Annotated in this window: 23 protein-coding genes, 4 tRNA genes, 1 other RNA gene and 1 pseudogene; 13 read left to right on the forward strand and 16 right to left on the reverse strand. The window is 38.8% G+C overall.

What is annotated here, in order from left to right:
* From KTH84_RS18800 to KTH84_RS18820, 5 genes are all read right to left on the reverse strand, one after another.
* A partial coding sequence (locus KTH84_RS18800) for a GTP-binding protein (RefSeq protein WP_072292276.1) occupies window positions 1–89 on the reverse strand: 89 nt, incomplete at its 3' end.
* Between the two features lie 94 nt (window positions 90–183).
* Window positions 184–2,322, reverse strand: coding sequence for an elongation factor G (gene fusA, locus KTH84_RS18805; RefSeq protein ID WP_003653284.1), 2,139 nt, complete (start codon window positions 2,320–2,322; stop codon window positions 184–186).
* 177 nt (window positions 2,323–2,499) lie between these two features.
* Window positions 2,500–2,970 carry a 30S ribosomal protein S7 gene (gene rpsG, locus KTH84_RS18810; protein ID WP_003653285.1) on the reverse strand — a complete coding sequence of 157 codons (471 nt, stop codon included), beginning with the start codon at window positions 2,968–2,970 and terminating at the stop codon, window positions 2,500–2,502.
* Window positions 2,971–3,130: 160 nt separating this feature from the next.
* The gene (gene rpsL / locus KTH84_RS18815) at window positions 3,131–3,505 is read right to left on the reverse strand and encodes a 30S ribosomal protein S12 (protein ID WP_002050319.1); all 375 of its coding nucleotides are present in this window, start codon (window positions 3,503–3,505) and stop codon (window positions 3,131–3,133) included.
* 200 nt (window positions 3,506–3,705) lie between these two features.
* A complete protein-coding gene (locus KTH84_RS18820; RefSeq protein ID WP_262474750.1) occupies window positions 3,706–5,025 on the reverse strand; it encodes an EcsC family protein in 1,320 nt (439 codons plus the stop codon).
* Window positions 5,026–5,325: 300 nt separating this feature from the next.
* On the opposite strand from KTH84_RS18820, the gene KTH84_RS18825 reads away from it, so the two are divergent.
* The 5 genes from KTH84_RS18825 (at window position 5,326) to KTH84_RS18845 (ending at window position 10,799) form a co-directional block, all read left to right on the forward strand.
* A complete protein-coding gene (locus KTH84_RS18825; protein ID WP_004641618.1) occupies window positions 5,326–6,555 on the forward strand; it encodes a beta-ketoacyl synthase N-terminal-like domain-containing protein in 1,230 nt (409 codons plus the stop codon).
* An 18-nt stretch (window positions 6,556–6,573) separates the two neighbouring features.
* Window positions 6,574–7,026, forward strand: coding sequence for a protoporphyrinogen oxidase HemJ (gene hemJ / locus KTH84_RS18830; RefSeq protein ID WP_042898554.1), 453 nt, complete (start codon window positions 6,574–6,576; stop codon window positions 7,024–7,026).
* A 205-nt stretch (window positions 7,027–7,231) separates the two neighbouring features.
* Window positions 7,232–7,768 carry a hypothetical protein gene (locus KTH84_RS18835; protein WP_262474753.1) on the forward strand — a complete coding sequence of 179 codons (537 nt, stop codon included), beginning with the start codon at window positions 7,232–7,234 and terminating at the stop codon, window positions 7,766–7,768.
* Window positions 7,769–8,152: 384 nt separating this feature from the next.
* Window positions 8,153–9,778 (forward strand): NAD+ synthase, encoded by a 1,626-nt coding sequence (locus KTH84_RS18840; protein WP_262474755.1) that lies wholly within the window; start codon window positions 8,153–8,155, stop codon window positions 9,776–9,778.
* Window positions 9,771–10,799, forward strand: a complete 1,029-nt coding sequence (locus KTH84_RS18845; RefSeq protein WP_133975057.1) for a hypothetical protein — start codon at window positions 9,771–9,773, stop codon at window positions 10,797–10,799. Before KTH84_RS18840 ends, KTH84_RS18845 begins: the two co-directional genes overlap by 8 nt.
* Before the next feature lie 42 nt (window positions 10,800–10,841).
* On the opposite strand, the gene KTH84_RS18850 is transcribed toward KTH84_RS18845, so the two are convergent.
* The 6 genes and pseudogenes from KTH84_RS18850 to coaD all read right to left on the reverse strand — a co-directional run bounded on the left by KTH84_RS18850 (window position 10,842) and on the right by coaD (window position 13,120).
* A tRNA-Met gene (locus KTH84_RS18850) sits at window positions 10,842–10,918 on the reverse strand.
* A 157-nt stretch (window positions 10,919–11,075) separates the two neighbouring features.
* Window positions 11,076–11,712: pseudogene (locus tag KTH84_RS18855) on the reverse strand (flavin reductase family protein); the annotation flags it as partial.
* A gap of 128 nt (window positions 11,713–11,840) precedes the next feature.
* A tRNA-Met gene (locus KTH84_RS18860) sits at window positions 11,841–11,917 on the reverse strand.
* A gap of 63 nt (window positions 11,918–11,980) precedes the next feature.
* Window positions 11,981–12,336, reverse strand: an RNA gene (rnpB, locus tag KTH84_RS18865) — RNase P RNA component class A.
* A gap of 27 nt (window positions 12,337–12,363) precedes the next feature.
* Window positions 12,364–12,627 carry a YfhL family 4Fe-4S dicluster ferredoxin gene (locus KTH84_RS18870; RefSeq protein WP_003653306.1) on the reverse strand — a complete coding sequence of 88 codons (264 nt, stop codon included), beginning with the start codon at window positions 12,625–12,627 and terminating at the stop codon, window positions 12,364–12,366.
* Window position 12,628: 1 nt separating this feature from the next.
* Window positions 12,629–13,120 carry a pantetheine-phosphate adenylyltransferase gene (coaD, locus tag KTH84_RS18875; protein WP_004641605.1) on the reverse strand — a complete coding sequence of 164 codons (492 nt, stop codon included), beginning with the start codon at window positions 13,118–13,120 and terminating at the stop codon, window positions 12,629–12,631.
* A gap of 134 nt (window positions 13,121–13,254) precedes the next feature.
* Between coaD and smpB the strand changes: the two genes are divergently transcribed.
* Window positions 13,255–13,731 (forward strand): SsrA-binding protein SmpB, encoded by a 477-nt coding sequence (gene smpB, locus KTH84_RS18880; RefSeq protein ID WP_042898558.1) that lies wholly within the window; start codon window positions 13,255–13,257, stop codon window positions 13,729–13,731.
* Window positions 13,732–13,782: 51 nt separating this feature from the next.
* On the opposite strand, the gene KTH84_RS18885 is transcribed toward smpB, so the two are convergent.
* From KTH84_RS18885 to rluD, 4 genes are all read right to left on the reverse strand, one after another.
* Window positions 13,783–15,054 (reverse strand): hypothetical protein, encoded by a 1,272-nt coding sequence (locus KTH84_RS18885; protein ID WP_262474758.1) that lies wholly within the window; start codon window positions 15,052–15,054, stop codon window positions 13,783–13,785.
* Between the two features lie 154 nt (window positions 15,055–15,208).
* Complete coding sequence (locus tag KTH84_RS18890) at window positions 15,209–15,760, reverse strand: flavodoxin family protein (protein WP_262474760.1); 552 nt, start codon at window positions 15,758–15,760, stop codon at window positions 15,209–15,211.
* Between the two features lie 193 nt (window positions 15,761–15,953).
* Window positions 15,954–16,691 carry a peptidoglycan editing factor PgeF gene (gene pgeF, locus KTH84_RS18895; RefSeq protein ID WP_262474762.1) on the reverse strand — a complete coding sequence of 246 codons (738 nt, stop codon included), beginning with the start codon at window positions 16,689–16,691 and terminating at the stop codon, window positions 15,954–15,956.
* 10 nt (window positions 16,692–16,701) lie between these two features.
* A complete protein-coding gene (gene rluD, locus KTH84_RS18900; RefSeq protein ID WP_042898561.1) occupies window positions 16,702–17,754 on the reverse strand; it encodes a 23S rRNA pseudouridine(1911/1915/1917) synthase RluD in 1,053 nt (350 codons plus the stop codon).
* 71 nt (window positions 17,755–17,825) lie between these two features.
* Here rluD and KTH84_RS18905 point away from each other — a divergent pair, with 71 nt between their 5' ends.
* Both KTH84_RS18905 and KTH84_RS18910 read left to right on the forward strand, forming a co-directional pair.
* A complete protein-coding gene (locus KTH84_RS18905; protein ID WP_042898562.1) occupies window positions 17,826–18,989 on the forward strand; it encodes an outer membrane protein assembly factor BamD in 1,164 nt (387 codons plus the stop codon).
* A 157-nt stretch (window positions 18,990–19,146) separates the two neighbouring features.
* A complete protein-coding gene (locus KTH84_RS18910; RefSeq protein ID WP_262474765.1) occupies window positions 19,147–21,018 on the forward strand; it encodes a DNA primase in 1,872 nt (623 codons plus the stop codon).
* Here the strand turns inward: KTH84_RS18910 and hemA are convergent.
* Window positions 21,015–22,298: a glutamyl-tRNA reductase gene (hemA, locus tag KTH84_RS18915; protein ID WP_262474767.1), complete on the reverse strand. Its 1,284-nt coding sequence runs from the start codon at window positions 22,296–22,298 to the stop codon at window positions 21,015–21,017. The two genes, KTH84_RS18910 and hemA, sit on opposite strands and share 4 nt — an antisense overlap.
* A gap of 88 nt (window positions 22,299–22,386) precedes the next feature.
* Between hemA and KTH84_RS18920 the strand changes: the two genes are divergently transcribed.
* The 5 genes from KTH84_RS18920 (at window position 22,387) to KTH84_RS18940 (ending at window position 25,702) form a co-directional block, all read left to right on the forward strand.
* Complete coding sequence (locus tag KTH84_RS18920) at window positions 22,387–24,096, forward strand: tetratricopeptide repeat protein (RefSeq protein WP_082250188.1); 1,710 nt, start codon at window positions 22,387–22,389, stop codon at window positions 24,094–24,096.
* Window positions 24,097–24,100: 4 nt separating this feature from the next.
* Complete coding sequence (lolB, locus tag KTH84_RS18925) at window positions 24,101–24,679, forward strand: lipoprotein insertase outer membrane protein LolB (protein ID WP_262474768.1); 579 nt, start codon at window positions 24,101–24,103, stop codon at window positions 24,677–24,679.
* Between the two features lie 18 nt (window positions 24,680–24,697).
* Window positions 24,698–25,531, forward strand: coding sequence for a 4-(cytidine 5'-diphospho)-2-C-methyl-D-erythritol kinase (gene ispE / locus KTH84_RS18930; protein ID WP_262474770.1), 834 nt, complete (start codon window positions 24,698–24,700; stop codon window positions 25,529–25,531).
* A tRNA-Gln gene (locus KTH84_RS18935) sits at window positions 25,530–25,604 on the forward strand. Before ispE ends, KTH84_RS18935 begins: the two co-directional genes overlap by 2 nt.
* Window positions 25,605–25,630: 26 nt before the next feature.
* Window positions 25,631–25,702: transfer RNA gene (locus KTH84_RS18940), tRNA-Gln, on the forward strand.
* Window positions 25,703–25,704: the final 2 nt, after the last annotated feature.

Here is a 25,704-nt window from a genome sequence, read left to right on the forward strand (position 1 = left end):
GCAGTTAAAGTTGTTTTACCATGGTCAACGTGACCGATTGTGCCCACGTTTACGTGTGGCTTATTACGTTCAAACTTGGCTTTAGCCATGATGATCTTCCTTTATAAACTGCTCATGCAGGGTCACTGCACGAGCGCTTGGTTTTTAACTAAGAATTAGTTTGGGCTTATAGTAATCGAAAGATTACTCGTCGTCACCTTTTTTACCGCCAGTCTGGAACTTAGCGATGATGCCTTCAGCCACGTTACGTGGAGTTTCAGCGTATTTAGCGAATTCCATAGAATAAGTCGCACGACCTTGAGACATAGAACGCATTTGAGTCGCGTAACCAAACATCTCAGCCAATGGAACTTCTGCTTTAATTGCTTTTGTTCCACCAGGAAGATCATCCATACCTTGAACCATACCACGACGACGGTTTAAGTCACCCATGATATCGCCCATGTAGTCTTCTGGAGTTTCTACTTCAACTTTCATGATTGGTTCAAGAAGGATAGGATCTGCTTTCATGAAACCGTCACGGAAAGCATACGAACCAGCCATTTTGAATGACAATTCATCAGAATCGACATCATGGTAAGAACCATCAAATAATGTCGCTTTGATACCCACAACAGGGTAACCAGCTAATACACCATTCTTCATACGTTCTTGAATACCTTTGTCAACCGCACCAAAGAATTCTTTAGGTACTGTACCACCGACAACTTCTTCAGCGAATTGGTATTCTTTACCAGCTTCTTCAACATCCATAGGCTCTAAGCGAACATATACATGACCGAATTTACCTTTACCACCTGTTTGACGAACGAACTTACCTTCTTGCTCAACAGTCTTTTTAATTGTTTCGCGGTAAGCAACCATTGGTTTACCAATGTTCGCCTCAACACCGAATTCACGCTTCATACGGTCAACGATGATGTCAAGGTGAAGCTCACCCATACCAGCGATAATTGTTTGACCAGATTCTTCGTCTGTACGAACGCGGAACGATGGATCTTCTTTAGCCAAACGACCTAAAGCAATTGACATTTTTTCTTGGTCAGCTTTAGTTTTTGGTTCAACAGCCAATGAAATTACTGGCTCTGGGAATTCCATACGCTCAAGTGTAATGATGTTTTTCTCATCACATAATGTATCACCAGTAGTAACGTCTTTAAGACCTACACACGCTGCGATATCACCTGCACGGATTTCATCAAGATCTTGACGTTCGTTCGCATGCATTTGCACGATACGACCGATACGTTCACGCTTAGATTTAACTGGGTTATAAACCGGATCACCTTGTTTAAGAACACCAGAGTAAACACGTACGAATGTTAAGTTACCTACGAATTTGTCGTTCATAATTTTGAACGCTAACGCAGAGAACGGAGCTTCGTCAGATGCTTCACGAGACGCTTTAGTTTCGTCTTTGTCGTCAAGGATACCTTCGATCGCTTTAACTTCTGTAGGTGATGGTAAGAATTCAATTACAGCATCCAACATACGTTGAACACCTTTGTTTTTGAACGCTGAACCACAAAGCATTACTTGAATTTCAGAAGCTAATGTACGAGCACGTAAACCTGCAATGATCTCTTCTTTAGTAAGATCACCTTCTTCAAGGTACTTGTCCATTAATTCTTCAGAAGCTTCAGCCGCAGCTTCAACCATTTTGGTACGCCATTCATTAGACGTATCAACTAGGTCAGCTGGAATTTCAGCATATTCAAACTTCATACCTTGAGATGCTTCATCCCAGATAATCGCTTTCATTTCGATAAGGTCAACAACACCTGCAAACGTATCTTCTGCACCAATTGGCACAACGATAGGTACAGGATTACCACCTAAACGAGTTTTAACTTGCTCAACAGCACGGAAGAAGTTTGCACCTGTACGGTCCATCTTGTTCACGAATGCTAAACGAGGCACTTTATATTTGTTTGCTTGACGCCATACAGTTTCAGACTGAGGTTGTACGCCACCAACTGCACAGTAAACCATGCACGCACCGTCAAGAACACGCATAGAACGTTCAACTTCGATTGTGAAGTCTACGTGTCCCGGGGTGTCAATTACGTTAATACGGTGTTGTTCGAATTGGTTACCCATACCAGACCAGAAACAAGTCGTAGCAGCCGAGGTAATTGTAATACCGCGCTCTTGCTCTTGTTCCATCCAGTCCATTGTTGCTGCACCATCGTGTACTTCACCAATTTTGTGAGATACACCTGTGTAGAACAAAATACGTTCTGTTGTAGTTGTTTTACCTGCGTCGATGTGCGCAGAAATACCGATGTTACGGTAATTACTAATTGGGGTTTGGCGAGCCATGAGGTCTACATTCCTAAATGTTATATTTAAAACAGGACGCATCAATTAGATTGATGCGTACAAATATCCAAGCAGGCAACTTAAATACCCGCAAAGCTCCCACTTTGATAAAGAGCAATGTTGAATCGAGCTGCTGTACGCATGAATATTCTCCTGATTAGGGACTGTTTTATCCGCTTAGAAACGGTAGTGAGAGAAGGCTTTGTTGGCTTCAGCCATACGATGCACGTCTTCACGTTTTTTGATTGCTGAACCTTTACCTTCAGCTGCATCAAGCAACTCACCAGCAAGACGTAAAGCCATCGTTTTTTCAGAACGCTTAGCAGCAGCATCTACTAACCAACGCATTGCTAAGGCAGTACGACGGGATGGGCGTACTTCCATAGGTACTTGATAAGTAGCACCACCAACACGGCGTGCTTTTACTTCGACCATAGGACGAACTTTTTCAAGAGTAGTCTCGAAAAATTCAACTGGGTCTACTTTGTTTTTTTCTTGAACACGTTCTAAAGCACCGTAAACGATACCTTCAGCAACAGATTTTTTACCATCTTGCATTACGTGGTTCATGAATTTAGCGATTGTTTGGCTGCTAAATTTTGGATCTGGAAGGATCTCACGAGCAGCGACTACGCGACGTCTTGGCATTTTAATACACCTAATAATATGACACTTCAGGATAATCCAGCAGTTTGTACAAGTGTCATGTACACGACGCTGGCCTTACTATACGTCGCTTGAATTACAAAACTATGAAGAATTCAAACAAGCGAAACGCTAAAGGGCTTATTGGACTAGTTTCCTAGAATTACTTCTTAGGACGCTTAGTACCGTATTTAGAGCGTGATTGATTACGATCTTTAACACCAGCACAGTCTAATGAACCACGAACGGTATGGTAACGTACACCTGGTAAGTCTTTAACACGACCACCACGGATAAGAACAACACTGTGCTCTTGTAGGTTATGACCTTCACCACCGATGTAGCTAGATACTTCAAAACCTGAAGTTAAGCGAACACGGCAAACCTTACGCATAGCTGAGTTAGGTTTTTTTGGTGTAGTTGTATAAACACGTGTACAAACACCACGACGTTGTGGACAAGCCTTCAACGCAGGAACTTTGGATTTTTCAACCAAAGTCGTACGACCCTTACGGATCAACTGATTCGTTGTTGCCATATGGCAATTCTCCCGTTATTAATAAACCTTAAAAAGAAAATACCTCTTTTTAAGGGCACATAATTGTAAGCTAAGATGCAAAAATGGTCAACACGGCAATACTTACCAAATGTTGACCATATCAATCTTTGACAGGATAACTTACAAATCTAAATAGAGTTCAGATTTTATTTTTAAAGCTCTTATTTGTAAGCGTATTGTTAAGAGTATTTTTTATCCTCTAATTCCTCTTCATCTTCTTCAGGAGTTAAAGCTGGTTTTTGCTCCGTATGCTCATGTTCCTCTACATGTTTATCGGCAAGTTGCTCGATACCTTGATGAACATTTTCCTGAATTTTCTCTTCGCTCTTTTTACTTTCTGTAGGCTTTAAGACAATAGATACTTTTGAAATTACATCATGATTTTCTACTTTATGATGATGTGCAGCATGAACATTACCATCTTCACCAACATTTAAAAGACGTGGACTCGCTTTCTGCATGAGCGTAACCGCAGCATAATAAGCTTGTAACGGAGATAAATGCTCACTCGGATGTTCGTTTAAATAATGTCGTGCAGCTCCAAATATGGCCTGTGCTTTATGACCAACATCTTCTTGTAGTTTCCAACTATATACAGCGCTTAAAACAGCACCAGCAACTGGTGTAAATTTACCAAAGGCTGAGAGTTTTGGAATACGATTTAACCAACTCCATTTAAACTCCCCCTCTTCATCAACTAACCAATTCTTCAAAGTATCTAGATCAGTAGTTGAACCTAACACTTGCTGAAATTGACGAATATCTTGTGTTTCCAACATATTTCGTAACGTTTTTAAAGCTAACAATAGAGTTTGCTTTTCTGCAATCAGACTAATGTCCACTTCTTTAAAGATAAACTCGACAACATCTTGGTCTGTAACTTCCAAAAGATCAAAGCCATGTGATCTTCCTGTCTGATAAATTGTTCTTAAAACCAAGACGAGTGAAACTGGAACATCTACAGCAGCACCAACCACACCTGACACGCCTGTAATTGCCCCTTGTATTGTCGCAATTAATTTATTTTGTTCAATGAGCGCCTGACTTAAACGTTGAGAACGTCCTGTATCTTTAGTTAATTCAAATAAATCTTTAGCGCCCGCTTCTTCCAGAATTTTTTCAGTTAAGGTGCTTTTTGAACTAAAGTCATTCAACCAATCAAATAAATAGCCTGAGACTTTTTGATCCCAATCTGGGGAAAGAAATGTCGCCACACCATTTACTTTTGTAAAATGCCGTCCAAAGACCTGACGAGTTACTCTCGGTAATTGTTCTCGAAGCATTTGTTGAGGACTTTCATATTGCTCAACTTCAAATGGGCTTTTTGCTCTCGATTTACCTTCAACCGTTTTACCAGCTGGAATTGGTTCAATTACCTTACTTACATCACCTGATTGGTTCTGTTGCAAGATACTCAATCCTGTAGAACTGAGCTTTTTAGCCACTCCGAAGACCTGAGAAAACAAATTGTCAGATTGATTATTATTAAATTTTGTCATCAAGTACCTCGATTTTTTAATTTATCTAATTAGACATAAATACTAGGTGGAATGTGGATTTATCTCAACTTGAATGTGTGTATTTTAGTTAACCCTAAATGCAACATACCATGTATTTAGTTATTTTTTTTAAATGTAAAATTGTCATAAAGATTTGCCATAAGAAATAAAAATCCTTTCTGCTATCATGTTAACAACGAAAAAACATGAGTCTTGTTTGCTTACAGCTATATTCTCCTATTCATTTTAATAGCTGTTGATCACGCTAGACTCTTAATATCACCATAAAGGGACCTGTAGATGAAACGTGTTGTAATCACTGGTATGGGTATTAACTCATGTATCGGTAACTCTTTAGAAGCAGTTACTCATTCACTTCAAAATGGAATCTCGGGGACACGTTTTAACCCAACTTATGCTGAACTCAATTTTAAAAGTCATGTGAGCGCTGCTGCAGAACAAGATTTTGATCATATTGACCGTAAGTTAAAACGCTTTATGGGCGTATGTGCAATGTACGCTTACAATGCTGCTGTAGCTGCTGTTGAACATGCAGGACTTACTGCTGAGCAAATCGGTGGTAATCCACGTTACGGTATTGCAGGCGGTTCAGGTGGTGGTTCAACTGCATCTGTTGTTGAAATGACAGAGCTTTTAGAGACTAAAGGTGCACGTAAAGTAGGACCTTTCTTCGTACCACGCAACATGTCAAACACCATTACTGCAAACGTAGGTGTTGCATTCAAACTGCAAGGTATTGCTCATACCATTACAAGTGCTTGTGCAACTTCTGCTGACGCAATTGGTTATGCCTACAATCTTATCCAACTCGGCAAACAAGACCTTATGCTTGCTGGTGGTGGTGAAGAAGATCATTGGTCTCAAAGTTTATTGTTTGATGCAATGGGTGCGCTTTGCTCAAAATATAATGAAACTCCAGAAACAGCATCTCGTCCATATTCAGCAGACCGCGACGGTTTCGTTATTGCTGGCGGTGGTGGTTTTGTCGTACTTGAATCACTTGAACATGCTCAAGCACGTGGTGCCAACATTTTAGCTGAAGTGGTTGGTTATGCTGCAAACAGCGATGGCGCAGATATGGTTGCTCCAAGTGGTGAAGGTGCTACACGTTGTGTATTAATGGCACTTGAAGAAGCTAAGCAACATGGCGTAGACAAAATTGACTATGTAAATACACATGGTACATCTACTCCAGCTGGTGACATTACAGAACTTAAGGCAATGGAACGTGCATTTGGCGAAGGCAATGTACCTCCTCTTAGCTCAACCAAATCTATGACAGGTCATAGCTTGGGTGCAGCTGGCGTACAAGAAGCTATCTACTCTGTTCTAATGATGCAAAATGACTTTATCGCACCAAACATCAATGTAACTGAACTTGATGAAGGCGCAAAACCTTTTGATATCGTACTTGAAAAACGTGATGCAAAATTGAATACTGTAATGAGTAACAGTTTTGGCTTTGGCGGTGTTAACGCTTGCCTTATTTTCAAGAAGTGGGATGCATAATCCCACGTAGGATTATCGATGGATGCACCTTCTGATGCTTTTTTGTGGGTAAAAGCATTACATATTATTGCTGTGGTTTGTTGGTTCGCTGCTTTGTTCTACTTACCACGTCTATATGTTTACCATGCCATGAGTGAAGATGCAGCTAGTCATCAACGCTTTGAAATAATGGAACGTAAGTTGTATCGCGGAATTATGTGGCCTTCTATGATCGCCACATTAATTACCGCTCATTTTCTTGTGGAATGGGGCGATGCAACTCGACATTACCATCAGGCAACATGGTTTTACCTTAAAGTAGGATTAGTGGCTTTATTAGTCATCTACCATTTGGTATGTGGCTACTATCGTAAAAAACTTATCGGAAATGCTCACTACAAATCACATAGGTTCTGGCGCTTCTTTAATGAAATGCCAACCTTAATTTTATTTGCAGTTGTGATTTTAGTTGTCGTAAAGCCTCAGTTTTAACTGGGGTTTTTTCTTATCCAAGAAATTTCTCTAATTTAGAAAATAAAGCTCGCAGAGTTATTTATATTTAAACTTGTTCAATCAAAAGCATAAAATCAATGCGCTCTCAAAGTTATACCTAATGAGTAACTCTGACTCTTTATTTACTCATGAGTAATCTATACTATCCTAAAGAAATAGATGAACTCATTTTAATGGCAAAGCTATGCTAACCCTTACTGCCCTTAAACGCTCGACCCAACAACAATTTATACTTCTTACGCTTTTTATTTTTCGTCACTTAAAAAAATATCCCATCAGACATCTAACAGCTCAAGAAAAAGTATTAGCACAACTCGTCTTCGGTGACATGCTCAATTGTGAACAACCTAAAATTATTGCTACTCGTTATTTACCTTGGCAGTCTTGCGGTATTTTTATGGCACCAAACGGAAATATTTACGTCAATCCTTCAGATTACAGCGAAAATTACGCTCTAGAATCTAAATTTATGCAGGGTATTTTTATTCACGAACTCACTCATGTCATGCAGTATCAAAAAGGTATTCATGTATTACTTAAAGGTGCATTACTGCAATCGGCCTATTATCTTAGCTTTAAAACTTACAACCCCTATAAATACATCTACTCTCCCCACAAGGCGTTTAACTCTTATAACATTGAGCAGCAAGGCGAAATTGCTCGTGACATTTGCTCTGGAAAAATTCCAAATATTATCTGTTCACCTCAACTTCATTTGTAACTAAATAATCAGTCTTTCTTTGAACGTAACATTTTTGCTTAATGTAAATGAGAATTTTTATAAAGCAGAAATACTTACCTAAACTATAAAATCAATCTTATTTAATTCAAATTATTGAAAAAAATATAACGCGCTTATTCCAAATTGGCTTGTGATAAGGCAGTATACAAACAATAAAAATAATGAAGCCTGTTTCTATTCTATACAGAAAATCTCGTTATTTTTACGCAGAAAATATGTGATTGGTATATATTATTGATCTTGACATTTTTGTTTACTATTTTAATTGTTTACTATCGTATCATACACATCGTTGAAAAATTATATCTATAAAAATCAACACTGTGTGTATCTATATTCGTTATGATCTAGGATTAGGTTTGAATGAAAAGTTTTAAAGTTGCCCTTGCTCAGTTTTCTCCGCATATTGGCAATATTGACTCAAACACCAAAAAGATGATTGAGCAAGTAAATCAGGCGAAAAAACAAGACGCTGACCTGATTATTTTTCCCGAGCTTTCTGTTATTGGTTATCCAGCTGAAGACTTACTGCTACGTCCAAATTTAAATAAACGTATGCAAAAGGCTTTTGCTCAGCTTGCCGAAGTTAAAGATATTGTCATGGTTTTCGGATTCGTGAACCAGACAGAAGATGGCCAACGTTATAATTCTGCTGCTGTCATGAAAGACGGTCAAGTTTTGGGTGTCTTTAATAAACATAACTTACCAAACTATGGCGTCTTTGATGAAAAACGTTATTTCCAAAAAGGCCATCAGCACTTGGTGTTTGAATATCTTGGACATAAGTTTGGTGTATTGATTTGTGAAGATATCTGGTCAATTAATACCGTAAAACAGTTAAGCCAATTAAATGTTGATACTATTCTTGTATTGAATGCATCACCATATGAGGTCGGTAAACCACAACACCGCACACAAACACTGAGTGAACTTGCAAAACAATTTCATCTGAACATTGTGTACGTTAACCAAGTGGGCGGACAAGATGATCTAATTTTTGATGGCACAAGTTTTGTTAGTAATAAAAGTGGTGAAATTGCTTTACAAGCGCCAAGCTTTAAAGAAGACCTCTATATTGCTGAATTTGACCATGAAAACAAATCATTTAAAGTCACAGAATCTGCGCCTGCTTTAGAGACCTTTGCAGAGATCTATCAAGGTTTAGTTCTGGCAACACGTGATTACGTAGAGCGTTCAGGCTTCCCAGGTGTAATTTTAGGTTTATCTGGCGGTATTGACTCTGCCCTTACATTAGCCATTGCTGTTGATGCAATCGGTGCAGAAAAAGTACAAGCCGTAATGATGCCTTATACCTACACTTCTCAAATTAGTGTTGAAGATGCGGCAGAACAAGCTCGACGTATGGGTGTAACTTTCGGTATCGCTGAAATACATTCAGTTGTAAATAGCTTTATGCAAACCTTGTATCCTTTCTTTGGCAACTCACCAGCAGATGCAACTGAAGAGAACTTACAAGCGCGCGCACGCGGCACCTTACTCATGGGTTTATCAAATAAATTTGGTAATTTAGTACTCGCTACTGGCAACAAGTCTGAGCTTTCAGTTGGTTACTGTACACTTTATGGTGATATGGTTGGTGGTTTTGCTGTTCTAAAAGATGTTTATAAAACTATCGTGTTTGAATTAGCGAAATATCGTAATAGCTTAAGTGAAACTCCAGTTATTCCTGAACGTGTAATTACTCGTCCACCTTCAGCAGAACTTCGCCCAGACCAAAAAGACCAAGACTCTTTACCAGCATATGATGTATTGGATGCCATCCTTTACGCATACATTGAAGAAGATTTAGGTCAGGCTGATATTATTGCCAAAGGTTTTGATAAAGAAGTAGTTGAAAAAGTCATCCGTTTAGTTGATCGTAATGAATACAAACGTCGTCAAGGTGCTATCGGTCCGAGAATTACCTCTCGTGCATTTAGCCGCGAACGACGTTATCCGATTGTCAACGGTTGGACAGCGAATGACTGAGCAAAAAAACTCATCAAAAACTACAACACTTGCTCAAGCACTTTTGCTTGAGCAGGTGGAATTTTTCAAAAAACAACTATCTATAGAAAACTCACCTATTTATTTCCGGCAGTTCATCCAACTGTTTATGCAGCATGCCGATGAAATCAAACTTCATGAAGTTGTTGATTTAGAACAATTACAAGCTGTTGTAAAACGCTATGCTTTTGAAATGCAACTTGGGGCAGGATTGCTTGAGTTTATTGGAGAAATCGCACAGCGTATTTACCTATCTGCGATGAAATCCCCCGTACAGCTACAAGATTTGGTGTCTGATCACCAATTTGAAATGTGGCTATCCAAATTTCTAGAAATGGAACACATCAGGCATTATCTTAATGAGTTTTTAAGCACTAGCCCATCTGTCCAACAACTCTGCCAATATATTGCAACTTCAACTCTAGAACAAAAATTACCAAAATTTCTAAACGCATCTAGAATAGATGACTATCATTTTGAATGGCAACATAAACTCAAAAAATTCTCTTTTTTACAACAACAGCGTCTTGAACATAAGCTCGAAACATGGGCCGCTAACTTTATTCATGAGCAATTAACAGAATTAAGTCTTTTATCAGCTGAAGACCTAGAAAGTCTGGTTCGTCATATTTGGGAAGATCTTCGTCACAAAAAAACCTATGAGTTTATGAAGCAGTTGACTCCTCTTGATGTTGAAGAGTTCTTTGTTTTAATTTACGAATATTGGAAAGAATTACGCCAGTCACAATTTATGCAAGATCTTATTTTGTATGGCGTAGAGGTTTTTTATGACTTTTACAAAGATGAAAGTTTATTTGAAGTATTAAGTGAGATTGGTTTAACTGAAACTGATTTACAAACTGAAGCTTTACGTTTTTACCCTAAGGTTATGAATGCCTTTAATGAACACGGTATTTTGGAACCGTTACTTCAAGCGATTTTAGCTCCTTTTTATCAAAGCTCAAAAACACTCGATATTATTGAAAAACATTTTAATGAGTAAAAAAAGACAAAAAGAAACCATGCATGAGCATGGTTTTTAAAATGGTGGCTATGACGAGACTTGAACTTGTGACCCCCGCATTATGAGTGCGGTGCTCTAACCAACTGAGCTACATAGCCGTAAACTGTGTGCGCATTATCTATAGTTCTACAGAACAGGTCAAGAGTTCAAAACCATTAAATTCCACCAAATGAACAAATAAGATTCAGATCGCCTTTATTTGTTCATTTTTTAGCAAATTTATGTTTTAAACAATTGATCGACCAAAGAAATGTATTAAATATCTAATATTAGCTTTTTACTTTTTACCCGCGATACAAAAATCACCATATTTTTTATGAAGTCTTTTCTGCATTACTGAATTTTCGATCAAAATGTTCTGCTTCACCTTCCAAAATATCAGTTTCACATATACCGATGCATACCCCTTCACGACATAAACATTCAACATCAATATTAAATGCTTCGATGATTTGTAAAATGGTTTGGTTACTTTGTACTTCTACTTCCTGATTAGACTTAGTAAGTACAACAGCAAAAGCCACACCCTCTTCAGAAACTGTTGAAATAAATTATTTCTAGTGAATGTAGCCATCACGCTAACAGTGCTTGTTACCACATCAATCAGGGGTTAGGAGTACACACATAGATATGTGTGTTTGGGTTGAAATGTTATTAATTTGTCTAGATTAAGCACACAACCTTCCGACTCAGAATAGCTAAACACGCGATCTGCATGTTTCCGTTTTAACTCATTTAACAAAGCTGCATGTTCAGAAAAATGGTAAGCATAATGTAGCTCAAAATCAGCACCGCTTCAGCAAACTCATCCATTTGAGGTAGAAATGGCGTAATACCAATGCCACCAGCAATTAGAATATGTTTATTGCCTATCCCCAGCTAAGGGAAATAATTTTTAAATATTAATAAGCTAATAAAAAATCAAAAAAACATATCATCATTATAAAATTGATCTTTAGAGGTATGTTTACTCAGGAAATGAGCATAAAAAAAGACCACGCAGGAGCGTGGTCTATAAAATGGTGGCTATGACGAGACTTGAACTTGTGACCCCCGCATTATGAGTGCGGTGCTCTAACCAACTGAGCTACATAGCCTAAAACTGTGCGCGCATTATCTTAGTTTCTTTAATGCACGTCAAGATAAATTTTAAATAAATTAGGTGAAGTGAGCCTATAAGCCGGGTTCTGTCGAGGATGGTCATTCCTCTAGGCGTACAATCACTCATACGCTCAAGCGACCTACCCGAATCCAGTACGGGCCGTACCTCAGGATTCCTATTTGGTCTTGCTTCTGGTGGGGTTTACCATGCCGTGAACTGTTACCAGACACGCGGTGCGCTCTTACCGCACCCTTTCACCCTTACCTCACGAATGAGGCGGTCTACTCTCTGCTGCACTTTCCGTCGGCTTTCACCGCCCAGGCGTTACCTGGCACCCTGCCCTATGAAGCCCGGACTTTCCTCCCCTGCTTCAGTCACGAAGACCTCCACAGCAGCGACCATCCAGCTCACTTCAGGGGCGCATATTAACAAATTTATTTACTAATTGCTCGTGCTTTTTTGAGCAATTAATTTTTTATATTTGTCGAATAGCTGTTCTTCCGTTTCCTCATGCTCTGGATCTTTAGGAATACAATCTACAGGACAAAACAATTGGCATTGCGGTTGATCATGATGACCAACGCATTCAGTGCACAAATCTGGATGAATTTCATAAATCACTTCACCCATAAAAATTGCTTCATTCGGGCAAACTGGTTCACAAACATCACAGTTTATGCATTCATCGGTGATATATAACGACACGTTACCAACCTTGTTGATGTTTACGTTCAAAGGCCTCAACCACAGCTTGCGGAACAAACTTGGTTACATCCCCTTTTAAACGAGCAATTTCCCGAATCAATGTCGAAGAAATAAAAGAATACTGCTCAGATGGTGTTAAAAACACCGCTTCAAAATGTGGGTCAAGTTGACGGTTCATATTGGCAAGTTGAAATTCATATTCAAAGTCAGAAACCGCTCTTAAACCACGAAGTACCGCGGTTGCCTTTTGTTCTTTGAAAAAATTAACCAGTAAACCATCAAAGCCTACAAATTCAACATTTGATAGATGACTTAAAGATGATTGCGCCAGTTCAACTCTTTCTTCTAGACTGAACAAAGGGTTCTTATGATGTCCAATTGCAATTGCTACTACAACCTCATCAAACATTCTTGATGCTCTAGTAACTAAATCAACGTGTCCATTCGTGATGGGGTCAAATGTTCCAGGATAAATTACACGCGTTTTAGACATCCGCTAGTACTCTAATTGTATTGTGAACCTATTTTAGCAAAAGTTATACATGAGGCGAAATATTCATGTGCAGGAAAAACTTCACCTTAGCATCAGTTTACGGCACAATAGGCATAATTGTGGAAGTTTGAATTATGGCGAAAGCAACAGTAGTAAAGAAACACAATGGCGGAACAATCGCACAAAATAAACGTGCCCGTCATGATTATTTTATCGAAGAAAAATTTGAAGCTGGCCTGTCACTTCAAGGTTGGGAAGTAAAATCCTTACGTGCTGGGCGCATGACTTTGACGGAAAGTTATGTCATTTTCAAGAATGGCGAAGCATTTTTACTTGGCTCACAAATTCAGCCTTTATTATCGGCTTCGACCCATGTGGTACCTGAAGCAACACGTACCCGTAAGTTATTGCTCTCCCGACGCCAGCTTGAACACCTAATGGGTGCAGTTAACCAAAAAGGTTACTCATGCGTTCCTTTGGCATGTTACTGGAAAGGTCATTTAGTTAAACTAGAAATTGCGCTTGTGAAGGGTAAACAGCTTCATGACAAACGTGCAACTGAAAAAGACCGCGATTGGCAACGTGATAAAGCTCGTATATTTCATAAGTAATAAAAAAACCTTTAAAGTTAACTTTAAAGGTTTTTTTATGTCACTTTGAATTTAGCAAAATTTTAAATTGCCATAACAGTTTGGTGCAAAAGATTGATTTTTAAGTTGCAAATCTTTCAATGGGAAATTCACAATTGTATTGGGTAATTTAACCTCACCAACTGCTAAGTCTTCACCAAACAAACAATTTAAAAGATTACATCTCACTGGGTTTGCGGTTAAATAAGCGCTAATTGGATCTACCACCTGCTTTAAAACATCATTAGTTATCTCAATTTGTTTACTTGGCGTAACATTGCCAATATCAATTTCATCATCAAAAGCCATCCACCACCCCCGTTCTGCTGCTGCATCTGCACCTGGCCAAAATATTTGTTGGCCTTGCAAAGAAAGCGAGAAAGGATTATTTAATTCAATTTTATGAATGAATCCTAAGTTTTGATCAACTGTGAGCGCCGCTCTTAATCCGGTAATGCTGCCCGTTACATTTTTTTGTAAATTTAATAGACCAAGTGCTGCATTAATAGAAGCTTTCAGATCTCCAGAGAAATTAAGCTGATCGATATTTGCTACTCCGTTCAGCATGACATTATTCATTCGTGAACCAGAAATCACTTGCCCGTTGATCACAATAGGTGCAGTGGTCTGTTGTAATTGCAAATTATAATCAGACGAGTTAAATCCTAAAGGAATACAAATCCCGATACATGCATTAACAGTCCCATCAATGGTCTTGCCTGTATCTTGATAAGACATATTACGGGCAGCGGTATAAGCTAAACCAGTGGTATCTTTAATTTTCATGTAACCACTTAAGCTATTAATTCCATTTGGTGTTTCTGAATTTTCAAGCCCCATAGTCAGCAGTCCCATAACCTTTTCAGCACTTAAACGAAAACCTTTAATTTCTCTTAAAGCTGCGCTGTCTGGATTTTTAATTGCAAATTCAATAAAGGGATTACTAAAAACAGCAGAAGAAGAAGCTCGACCATCACTTGTATCACTTAAGCCACTTAAACTTAAGTTATCAATATCAATATCACACCCACCTAAACCGTTTACTCCTCCACATCCTAATTGCAACTTATTAATATTGGCATTTAGCTCAAGATTTGCCTCTAAACCCAATTTATAAAAGCCAATATTTTGCTGGTTCATCGAAGCATCAGCTTGTTTTGGGTCGGTATAGGTAAATGAAAATAATGCTTGAGCTTCAACTTTAGAAAGTTCTGAATCACTTAGAGGAACAAGATCTGCAGATTCTAAATTGGCATAGCTTAAAGTAGCCCAACTTAGACAAAGAGCTGTTAAAAAAATTTTCATGATTATTCCATTTTTTTATTTATTAGGATTTAGACATCATTGTCCAAATAAACCATTTGGTAAAAAATAATCAAAAATGGACAAAAAAAATACAACTTTTTTGTAATTAGAATAAAGATGTAATATTTATTTAATATAAAATCAAATGCTTATTTCAACTTATACGATAAAGTAATCCGGCAATATATTCACCAAACCATTTAGCTGTATCCAAGTCGCCTTGTGGGGGAGTAACTTCAACAGGAGCATTGTCTGACTGAGTCATTAGACCTAAACAACTCGATAATCGGTTTAAATCTTTTTCACCATGTCCTGTGGTCATTAAAGGCAAACCTGACCACAACATGCCATGTTGCATGGCAAAAATATTTAATTGTTGTAATACCGCTAGTTTATCGCCGCTCAAACCACCCGAATTTGCAAAGCCAGCCGCGAGCTTGCCTTGCCACAAACGCTCTTTCCAACGTTTAGAAGTACTGTCCATAAACTTTTTAAAGTCGGCAGTCATACTTCCCATATAGGTAGGAGATCCGAAAATAATGCCTTGTGATGTATCAAGCGCATCCCAATCAATATGTTCAATATTCATTAGATGTACTTTTACCCCCATCACCTCTGCACCAGCAGCAATAGCGAAAGCTACCTTGGCGGTATGACCATATGGACTGTGGTAGACAATAGAGAGATGTTTTTCAGGCAAAGACATAAGATTAAAATTTTGAGCGATTTTTTCTATTTTATCATTTTATTAGCGCTTGCTAAACCTACATCTATAAATATGAAATACAAGTGTTTCAATACACTTCACAATCGTAATACCTTACAGCTAAATAAAAACTCTCTTATTTTGTTTAATTACTACAAAATAAGAGAGTGAATGTACTTACTGTTTATAGAGCTTATATAAAAACAAAGGTGGCCATACGTCCAGTCTTCGCATTACGACGATAAGAAAAATATTCATCGCTTTGTTGATAAGAACATTGGTCTCCGCCTAAAACCTGTTTCACACCTAGACTCTGCAAAATAAAACGCGCAATTGCATATAAATCTGCATGAAATTTATTTGGAGCAGCTCCCTCAACAAAAGCTGTTCCCAACTCAGGATACTTGTCGCAGAAAGCAGCCTTTACTTCAGCCCCAATTTCAAAACAAGGTTGGCTAATCGCAGCTCCTAACCATGCCCAAGCTGGAGGGTTCTGCATAGCAACAACCGTATTTTCAACAATCCCTCCTGCTAAACCACGCCAACCCGCATGCAAGTTTGCGATTTCCGTACCTTCGACATTCCCTAACACGACAGGTAAGCAATCAGCGGTCATCATCATTAAAGCATGACCTTTGGTTTGAGTGACCAAACCATCGCCGATTAACGCCTTAAAAGGAATTTGTTCATTTACTGTATGGCAAATCGTACTATGTGTTTGAGTCATCCATGTCATTTTCTTAACACCGAACTGAGCAAACTCATCTAACAATATCATGCGATGTTGCTGAACACGTTGTGCCTCATCATTGACATGTAAAGCCAGATTAAAGCCAGACAACTCAAGTTGATCCGTTGGTAATGCCAAAGGATGATGAACACGCGTTTGCCCTACATATACGCCTTGAGGTAGTCCTTGAACAAATTCCATATACGCGTCCTTAATATGCAGCGTTTTCTGAACGTAACACATTCACTAAATGTGTAAAATCTTCAGGCCATGGCGCTTCAAATAGCATTTCTTCAGCAGTACGAGGGTGTTTTAAACCCAATTTCGCTGCATGCAATGCTTGGCGTTTAAAACCACGTAAAGTGTCAATGAGTAATTCAGACGCCCCTGCAGGTACACGTACACGGTTCATATAAATCTGATCACCGATCAGTCCATAACCGATATAACTAAAGTGCACACGAATCTGATGAGTTCGACCTGTTTCAAGACGTGCTTGTATACGGGTAAAATCTTTAAAGCGTTCTTTTACATTGTAATGGGTCACAGCGTCGCGCCCACCAGGTAAAATCGCCATTTTCACACGGTCAACTGGATGACGTTTGATAGGTTCATCAATAGTACCGCCAGCAATAACATTTCCATAAACAACTAAGTCGTATACGCGGTAAACCGATTTATTTGCCAACTGTTTACTTAAAGAAAATTGTGCTTCAAGACTTTTAGCAACGACTAACAAACCGCTGGTATCTTTATCAATACGATGTACTAAACCAGCGCGGGAAAGTTCCGACAATTTTGGGAAATGGTAAAGTAAGGCATTCACTAAAGTTCCAGAACTATTACCAGCCCCTGGATGTACTACCATGCCGACTGGTTTATTGATGACTAAAATGTCGTCATCTTCATAGACAATATTAAGTGGAATGTTTTCAGGTTGGCTCGTAGTTTGAGCTTCGAGCTCAACTTCGAGTGTAAGCAGTTCTGTCCCTTCACAACGGTGCTTTGGCTTGACAATGTTACCATTCACCAACAGATGGCCATCCTTCAACCATTGTTTAAGCTTTTCACGTGAAAACTCATTCCACACCAAGGCTGCTACCTGATCGATGCGTTGTCCCAGATAGCTTTCATCTAGCTGAACTTGCAACGATAAACGTGTTGCAGTTGTATCAGAAGTATGGTTATCTGCATCCTCAGAATCTTCAAGTAAATTGAAGTCGGTTTCAGATAAGTTTGTGTTTGAAGATTGTGCTGAAGTCATTTGATCATTGAGATAAAAGTGGTTTAATAGCGCAATTGTAGCTCATTGCCCAACATAACAGAGGAGTTTTTATGTCGCTACCACGTTATAAAATTACGATGCTTGCCTTATCTTTAGGTTTAGCGTCTGCATTTGTGGGCTGTAGCAGCAATCCAAGTAAAAAAGAAGTGGTCGATAGTGGCCCACAATCTAGTGAACAAGCTTACTTCGAAAAGGCCCAAAAGTCGCTTGACCGTGGTCAATATCTTGATGCGACCAAGTCTTTAGAAGCAATCGATACTTATTATCCGACCGGACAATACGCACAACAAGCACAACTTGAACTTCTATATTCAAAATTTAAACAAAAAGATTATGAAGGCGCGATTGCCTTAGCAGAACGTTTTATTCGTTTAAATCCTCAGCATCCAAATGTGGATTATGCTTATTATGTTCGTGCTGTAGCGAATATGGAGCAAAACTACGACAGTTTGATGCGCTATACATCTTTGCAACAATCTCATCGTGATGTGAGCTATTTAAAAGTTGCTTATCAGAATTTTGTTGATTTAATTCGTCGTTTTCCAAGTAGCCAATATTCTGTTGATGCCGCTCAGCGCATGAAATTTATTGGACAAGAGCTTGCTGAAAATGAAATGACCGCTGCACGCTTTAACGTTAAGCGTAAAGCTTGGATCGCTGCTGCAGAGCGTTCTCAATGGGTAATTGAACATTATCCACAAACTCCTCAAGTTCCAGAAGCTTTAGCAACTTTGGCATATAGCTATGACAAATTAGGCGATAAAGCCACGTCACAACAATATATTGAAGTTTTAAAACTCAATTATCCTAACCTTGTGAAAAAAGACGGTACGGTTAACATGCGTGCTGCCCGTAAAGAAGGCAACTGGATTAACCGTGCAACTTTAGGTATTTTCGGTCGTGAATCTACTGCCGCAACACCAGAAAGCACAAGTGAATCAGAAGCTCCAAAACGTGGCTTCCTTAATCGTGTTAGCTTCGGTTTAATTGGTAATTCAGATAAAGAAGAAACTGCTGAGCCAGAGCAAACACAAGTTGAAGCACCAAAGTCAGAACGTAGCTGGACAAACCGTTTAAGCTTCGGTTTATTAGACAAATCTGAGCCACAAGCAGCAGAAAATACAACTGTTGCCCCTGCTGTTAGTTCTACGGATGGATCCACTGACTCTCAATCAGATGATGCAACACAAGGTACAAACGACGCTGCTCAATAAGTTTCAAACTTTAAAAAGCACCAACAAACAGGCAAGTGATACCACTTGCCTGTTTGTTTTTATAAAAAATTAAAATATTTATTGTGTAGATCTTGCCTCATCATGTCAGAATATTCTGAATTACTCTCTCATCAGTTTTAATACGGTTATCTGAATTATGGCAATTCCACAACATACGATTGATCAAATTTTAGATCGCACAGATATTGTCGATTTGATTGGTCAGCGTGTGAAACTGAAAAAGACGGGACGTACATATTCCGGCTGTTGCCCTTTTCATCAAGAAAAATCCCCATCGTTCCATGTCTATCGAGACAAGCAGTATTATCACTGCTTTGGCTGTCAGGCTAACGGTAACGCGATCCGTTTTCTGATGGATATTGATAACCGAAACTTCATAGATGTTATGAAGGAGTTATCGAGTAGCGCTGGAGTCGAATTACCCAAAGATAATACCGAAAATAAAAAACTGTCTTATACCCGTCAGGTTACGAAGCCACCAATTGCTACTAAAGCAAGTACGGCTGAGTCCGTGGTTCCTCAGCAACCAATAGATGAAAGTTATAATACGCTTGAACCTGTATTTTTTGATGACCCGTTTGCCCAATTTGAACAGCCTTTTAACTTTGAGGAACCAGTTCAAGAAGGTAATTTATATGACTTACTGGAAAATATTGCTCAGTTCTATGAACATCAGTTACCTAATAGTCAAAAGGCAAAAAAATACTTTAAACAACGTGGTTTAAGCAATCAGACTATTCAATTTTGGCGCTTGGGCTATGCGCCAGAAGACTGGCAACACTTAGAAAAAGCTTTTCCTTATGACATTGATGGTTTAAAACAACTTGGACTTATCCGTTCAAGCGATAATGGTCGTGATTTTGACTTATTACGTGACCGTGTCATTTTCCCGATTCGAGACCCTAAAGGTCGCGTCGTTGGTTTTGGTGGTCGTGCTTTAAATGATGAGATCAAGCCCAAATACATTAACTCGCCAGACTCCGAGGTCTTTCATAAGAATCAGCTACTTTACGGGCTTTATGAAGGTAGAAAACTCAAATCTAGCGACTGGTTAATGGTTGAAGGCTATATGGATGTCATTGCGCTTCAGCAGTATGGCATTACAGGGGCAGTCGCAACTTTAGGAACTGCAAGTAATACAGAACACCTTAATATTTTATTTAAACAAAATAGCCGTATTACCATTGCTTTTGATGGTGATGCTGCGGGTCAAAAAGCAGCACGTAGAACCTTAGAAATTGCTTTACCACTTCTCAATGATGGACGCGAACTCAAATTTTTCGTACTACCGAATGACCACGATCCCGACTCTCTGATTCGCCGTGAAGGGCTTGAAAATTTCCAAAAATTATTACAACAAGCCCCTCTTTTGTCTGATTTTGTCTTTGCTCATTTAACAGGTCAACACGACATTAGTACCCCTGAAGGCAAAAGCTTGGTCATGGGAGAACTCAGAGAACTGACTGAACTATTACCCAAACAGGGTTCGTTCCGTTATTTACTCAATCAATCTTTCCGTGAAAAACTCGGACTAGGTAAACGTTTTACACCACAAATCAGCCATGATGCTTCGCTCTCATTTAACATTCATACTAAAGATGAAGACTTTGCGATTGCAATTTTGATGCACCACCCTTTTCTTTATATTCATTTTGAAGGATTACGTGCCTATATTCATCAAGATGAATTATTGGCAAAAGTACTGGCTATTTTAAATCGTATTTTTGATGACTTACCTGATGATCAAGAGCTAGCAACTTATTATGTGCTCGGCGCTTGTAGCAGCTATTGTCATGAAATTGCAGATATTATGCAAAGAACCAATATTCAGGCATTAACACAAGCACCTGAAGTGGCAGATAAATTAGCCCAAGAATATGCTTTAGGCCTAAAAGAAAGGTATTTACGTCAGAAGCTTAAGTCACCGATTTCTCTGATTGAATCAAGAAATTTAAGACAACAGCTTAATGAATTAACCAAACAAATTAGTTTAAGACTGTTATCTTAATGTTTTGGCTTACGCTCATGATCAAACACATCCTGTAAATGCTGTTGTAACCATTCAAAATAATCAGGATTTTCTGCCTTAGCAGCTTCGCGTAGCAAGATAGATGTTGGATGCATAAGCTTTTGCGTCAAACGATGCGCGAATTGCTGTAAGACCTGCTCAGCATTCTCACCGTGATGCAAAGCCTCTAATGCATGAGTAAGCTCTTGTTGACTAACTTCTTCACTATGTTGGCGGTAAGCATGAATTGTGCTGCCTGCCTCTTTAACTTTTTGATGAGTAATAAGCTGAGTAGCTAATTGATTCACCATTACTTCCGCTTCAACAGCCGCCTGACGTCGTTGAGCGAGGTTTTCTTCAATCACACTTTGTAAATCATCAACCCCATACAAATAGACTCCATCAAGCGCTTCAATTTTAGGATCTATATCACGGGGCACAGCTAAATCAACCATTAACATTTGTTGATAGCGACGTTTCTTTAATGCGGCCTTAACATCCTGATAAGCAATCACTTGATATAAACTACCAGTACAGCTCGACACAACATCAGCACGATACAAGTTTTCAGCCAATGTTGAAAAATCAATAATTTCAACTTCAACCTGATGTGAAATCTCTTGAGCCAGTTGGTCAGCACGCTCACGGCTACGATTACAAATAATAATTTTGGCGACGCTCATTTCAGCCAAATGTTTAGCAACCAAGGTATTCATCTCACCCGCCGCGACGACCATCACAGTAATTTTTTCGGGCTTACTAAAAACCTGTAAAGCTAATTGTGCAACTGCATACCCCATCGAAACGGCATGGCTGCCCACCGCAGTTTCGGAACGTACACGTTTAGCAGCATAAAAAGCATATTCAAAAACACTGTTTAATTCAGGAGAGACCGCTTGGGCTTCTTTAGACAATGCTAAAGCACTTTTCACCTGCCCTAAAATTTGCGGCTCACCTAGCATGAGAGAGTCTAGACCACTCGCTACTCGCATTAAATGTGTAATTGCCTGCGTGTTCTCGTAACGATAAACATGATGAACTAAGTGCTTTACATCAATATTATTGGCATCGGCTAACCATTTCAGAAGGCTTTCGGCATTTTCCGCCATGGCATAAACTTCTGTGCGGTTACACGTCGAGACGACCACCAAATCCTTTAAGCTTTGGTTATGGTTTTGTTCGGCAAGCAAACGACTTAATCGCTCTGCATTGAAAGCAATTTTTTCGCGGAGTTCGACAGAAGCTGTTTGATGGTTGACACCCAATGCAAAGAAAGACATATCAGATCATCATTTCGCTAAATTTATGCTATTGTGCAACATCGGTGTCATAAAAAGCATTACTTTGGATCAATAAAAATTGCGTCAAATGAATAGCCGTATTAATTTTAACGGTGCTTCGATAAGACAGTATTCTACCACATTCTTATTGTTAGGTAGCATGTCCTCGCATGTCTATGCACGTCCTGTGCAAGAGACCTATACCGTGCATTCATTTGATCAGGCATTAGAGCAGACTATGGTCGCTGAATTTGCTCTGGCTTATGATGATATTCCTAACGCTTTGCACAATTACACAGTGCTCGCAATTAAAAGTAACTCTACTTCAATTAAACAGCGAGCTTTGGACGTTGCCCTTGAATATAATGATTTTCAAGCCGCTTTAAACATTGCTACACATTGGGTAGCCCAAGAACCCAAAGATGTGCCTGCTTTATTCTATTTGTCCCATATTGCCTTAAAAACACATGAATACCAGCTTGCTGCTGAAACATTAGATAAAATTTTAAAAATAGATCCAACTGCCGATTTAGAACAAATTTTAGCGAGTATTGCCCCGGAAAACGCTCAAGATCGAGATGTATTATTAACAGCTTTACGTTCTAGTGCAGAAAAAGACAACCCTTCTATTTTAGCCCTCATCGCCAACTTAGAAGCCCAAAATGGCCAATTAGAATCTGCTTTAACCAACATTAACAAAGCATTACGCCGACGTCCTAAAGTGACGAGCTTTATTTTAATGAAAGCAAATCTACTCATTGCTCTTAGCGATCAAGAAGGTGCGCTTAAATGGTATGCAAAATCCAGCCGTAAATATAAGAAAAATTTAGACATTCGTTTAGCTGAAATCCGCTATCTCATACAACTTAATCAATCTCAACTGGCTTTAGAAAAGCTTGAAAATGTTATAGAAGCTAATCCTAAAGCTGAAGAAGCATTGTTTATTGCAGGCTTAACCAGTATCGATTTAAAGCAATATGACAAGGCAGAACAATATCTTGTAGACCTACGAAACTCTGCAAAATATCAAAATGAAGCCTATTACTACTTAGCAATTAATGCTGAACGTAAACAGCATTATGAAACCGCAAAAGCTTACTATCGTTTGGTTGATGGCAGTTTATACGTAGTTTCCAGACGCAATCTGATTGCAATATATGATAAACAAGAAAATTTAAATGATGCTTTACGGTTCCTCACTCAAGAACGCGTAAATTATCCCCAACACGCAAGTTTCTTATATCAAGCTCAAGCTGAAATCTTAAAGAAAATGGGCAATAAAAAAGCTGCTTTAAATTTATTAGATGAAGCGATAAAGAATTTACCGGATGATCCGGAACTCATTTACGCAGAAGTTTTATTACTTGATCCATATACTGACCGCGATAAACTCGACAAAACATTAAAGCAATTATTACAACTTGAGCCTAACAGTCCAACTTACCTAAATGCATATGCCTATACACTAGCCTTACAAAATCGTAGGTTAAAAGAAGCACGTCAATATGCAGAGCAAGCTTTAGAATATGCGCCGGAACAAGCTTCTATTCTGGATACGCTTGGCTATATTGCATTTTTACAGAATGATTATGAAGCTGCGGCGGAGGCTTTAGGTAAAGCTTATGAACTTAGCCATAATATAAATATTGGCGTTCGTTATGCTAAAGCATTGTATATGCAAGGATCATTAACTCAATTTAGCGCTGTGTTACAACAACTGAAACAAAAACATGCCAATGATCCACAATTACAACAGCTTGATGCGTTAATTTTACCTACATCTGCAAAAAAGAGTTAAATATATGAGCAAATTTGCCCAACTGTGCACAGCGATCTGTGGGTCAAGTGTATTATTTCTAACCGGTTGTCAGCATTTTACTCAACCTAAATCCGCGGTTACCCAACAAGTTCAAGACGAAAAACACTTTAATTTACAAGGTAAGATTGGGGTTCGCACGCCCCAGCAAACTGGTAGTGCTTTTTTCACTTGGGTTCAACAACAAGATAATTTTGATATTGAATTAAGCGGCATTTTAGGGGTAGGAAAAACCCAAATTCAGGGCAAACCTGGCGAAGTGAGGTTAAATAGTGCAAAAACTGGATTAATTACTGCCGCCTCTCCAGAAGAACTTTTAGAGCGTGCAACGGGTTGGCAAGCACCCATTACTCATTTAACGAGCTGGATTTTGGCTAAACCTGCAACGTTAAGTGCTCAGATCACTAAAGATAATGAAAATCGTGTAAACCAACTCATTGAAGATGGCTGGACGGTTAATTTCAGTTATGATGGCGAACAAACTTTGCCAAACAAACTGATTTTAAAGCAAGCTCTTGCTGAAGATAAAGAAAACCGTATTACAATGGTCATCCAAAACCGCTAAGTCTAATTATATAAATCTATGATTCGAGTTCCTTCTCCAGCTAAGCTCAACCTGTTTTTACATATTACAGGACGTCGCGAAAATGGTTATCATGAATTACAAACCATTTTCCAACTCATTGATTTATATGACTGGATGACATTTACCCCCACTCTGAATGAACAAATCAAAATTGATGGATTGAGTGAAGTTCGACCTGAAGAAAACCTGATTTATCGGGCTGCTCAAATACTAAGACCGCATGCAAAAAAATTCTGCGGTCTAAATATCAAAATTGAAAAAAATATTCCAATGGGTGCAGGTCTGGGCGGAGGTTCATCCAATGCTGCCACAACCCTGATTGTGTTAAATCAATTATGGGAATGTGGCCTAAATCAAGAACAACTTGCAGACTATGGTGTAAAGCTTGGTGCCGATGTTCCTATTTTTATTTATGGTAAAAATGCATGGGCTGAAGGTATTGGTGAACATTTATCATTCATAGACTTAGATCAAAAACAGTTCATTATTTTAAAACCTGATTGTTTTATCAGCACTCAATTGCTTTTTTCACAAAAAACATTGACAAGAGACTCTAAGACCACTAAATTTTGCGCCTATCAGTTAGAACCTTCTAATTTTGGAAATAACTTTGAGCCATTAGCTCGACAGTTATACCCTAAAGTAGAAGAAGCAATGCGATATTTAGATCATTTTGGTCAAGCAAAGCTTACAGGTACAGGTGCTTGTGTTTTTATTGAAGTAACGAATGAAATGAATATTGATGAAATTCTTAATCATTCACCATGTAAATCTTACTTGGTAAATAGTTTAAAAGAATCTCCTCTTAATCATTTTAAAGTTACATGTTAGGGGCGTCGCCAAGTGGTAAGGCACCGGGTTTTGATCTCGGCATCCGTTGGTTCGAATCCAGCCGCCCCTGCCAACCTCACCTGTAATGATGATTATATTAGGGGCGTCGCCAAGTGGTAAGGCACCGGGTTTTGATCTCGGCATCCGTTGGTTCGAATCCAGCCGCCCCTGCC

The sequence above is a fragment of the Acinetobacter sp. WU_MDCI_Abxb74 genome (assembly GCF_025513915.1).
Lineage (GTDB): Bacteria > Pseudomonadota > Gammaproteobacteria > Pseudomonadales > Moraxellaceae > Acinetobacter > Acinetobacter calcoaceticus_C.

Coding starts and splice junctions, on each gene's coding strand:
- KTH84_RS18885 (WP_262474758.1), bottom strand. CDS start 15,054: ATGAAAATTTTTTTAACAGCTCTTTGTCTAAGTTGGGCTACTTTAAGC.
- hemA (WP_262474767.1), bottom strand. CDS start 22,298: ATGTCTTTCTTTGCATTGGGTGTCAACCATCAAACAGCTTCTGTCGAA.
- KTH84_RS18840 (WP_262474755.1), top strand. CDS start 8,153: ATGAAAAGTTTTAAAGTTGCCCTTGCTCAGTTTTCTCCGCATATTGGC.
- rpsL (WP_002050319.1), bottom strand. CDS start 3,505: ATGGCAACAACGAATCAGTTGATCCGTAAGGGTCGTACGACTTTGGTT.
- KTH84_RS18905 (WP_042898562.1), top strand. CDS start 17,826: ATGTCGCTACCACGTTATAAAATTACGATGCTTGCCTTATCTTTAGGT.
- KTH84_RS18820 (WP_262474750.1), bottom strand. CDS start 5,025: ATGACAAAATTTAATAATAATCAATCTGACAATTTGTTTTCTCAGGTC.
- fusA (WP_003653284.1), bottom strand. CDS start 2,322: ATGGCTCGCCAAACCCCAATTAGTAATTACCGTAACATCGGTATTTCT.
- KTH84_RS18890 (WP_262474760.1), bottom strand. CDS start 15,760: ATGTCTTTGCCTGAAAAACATCTCTCTATTGTCTACCACAGTCCATAT.
- coaD (WP_004641605.1), bottom strand. CDS start 13,120: ATGTCTAAAACGCGTGTAATTTATCCTGGAACATTTGACCCCATCACG.
- KTH84_RS18920 (WP_082250188.1), top strand. CDS start 22,387: ATGAATAGCCGTATTAATTTTAACGGTGCTTCGATAAGACAGTATTCT.
- hemJ (WP_042898554.1), top strand. CDS start 6,574: ATGGATGCACCTTCTGATGCTTTTTTGTGGGTAAAAGCATTACATATT.
- KTH84_RS18825 (WP_004641618.1), top strand. CDS start 5,326: ATGAAACGTGTTGTAATCACTGGTATGGGTATTAACTCATGTATCGGT.
- KTH84_RS18910 (WP_262474765.1), top strand. CDS start 19,147: ATGGCAATTCCACAACATACGATTGATCAAATTTTAGATCGCACAGAT.
- smpB (WP_042898558.1), top strand. CDS start 13,255: ATGGCGAAAGCAACAGTAGTAAAGAAACACAATGGCGGAACAATCGCA.
- rluD (WP_042898561.1), bottom strand. CDS start 17,754: ATGACTTCAGCACAATCTTCAAACACAAACTTATCTGAAACCGACTTC.
- KTH84_RS18845 (WP_133975057.1), top strand. CDS start 9,771: ATGACTGAGCAAAAAAACTCATCAAAAACTACAACACTTGCTCAAGCA.
- pgeF (WP_262474762.1), bottom strand. CDS start 16,691: ATGGAATTTGTTCAAGGACTACCTCAAGGCGTATATGTAGGGCAAACG.
- rpsG (WP_003653285.1), bottom strand. CDS start 2,970: ATGCCAAGACGTCGCGTAGTCGCTGCTCGTGAGATCCTTCCAGATCCA.
- lolB (WP_262474768.1), top strand. CDS start 24,101: ATGAGCAAATTTGCCCAACTGTGCACAGCGATCTGTGGGTCAAGTGTA.
- KTH84_RS18835 (WP_262474753.1), top strand. CDS start 7,232: ATGCTAACCCTTACTGCCCTTAAACGCTCGACCCAACAACAATTTATA.
- ispE (WP_262474770.1), top strand. CDS start 24,698: ATGATTCGAGTTCCTTCTCCAGCTAAGCTCAACCTGTTTTTACATATT.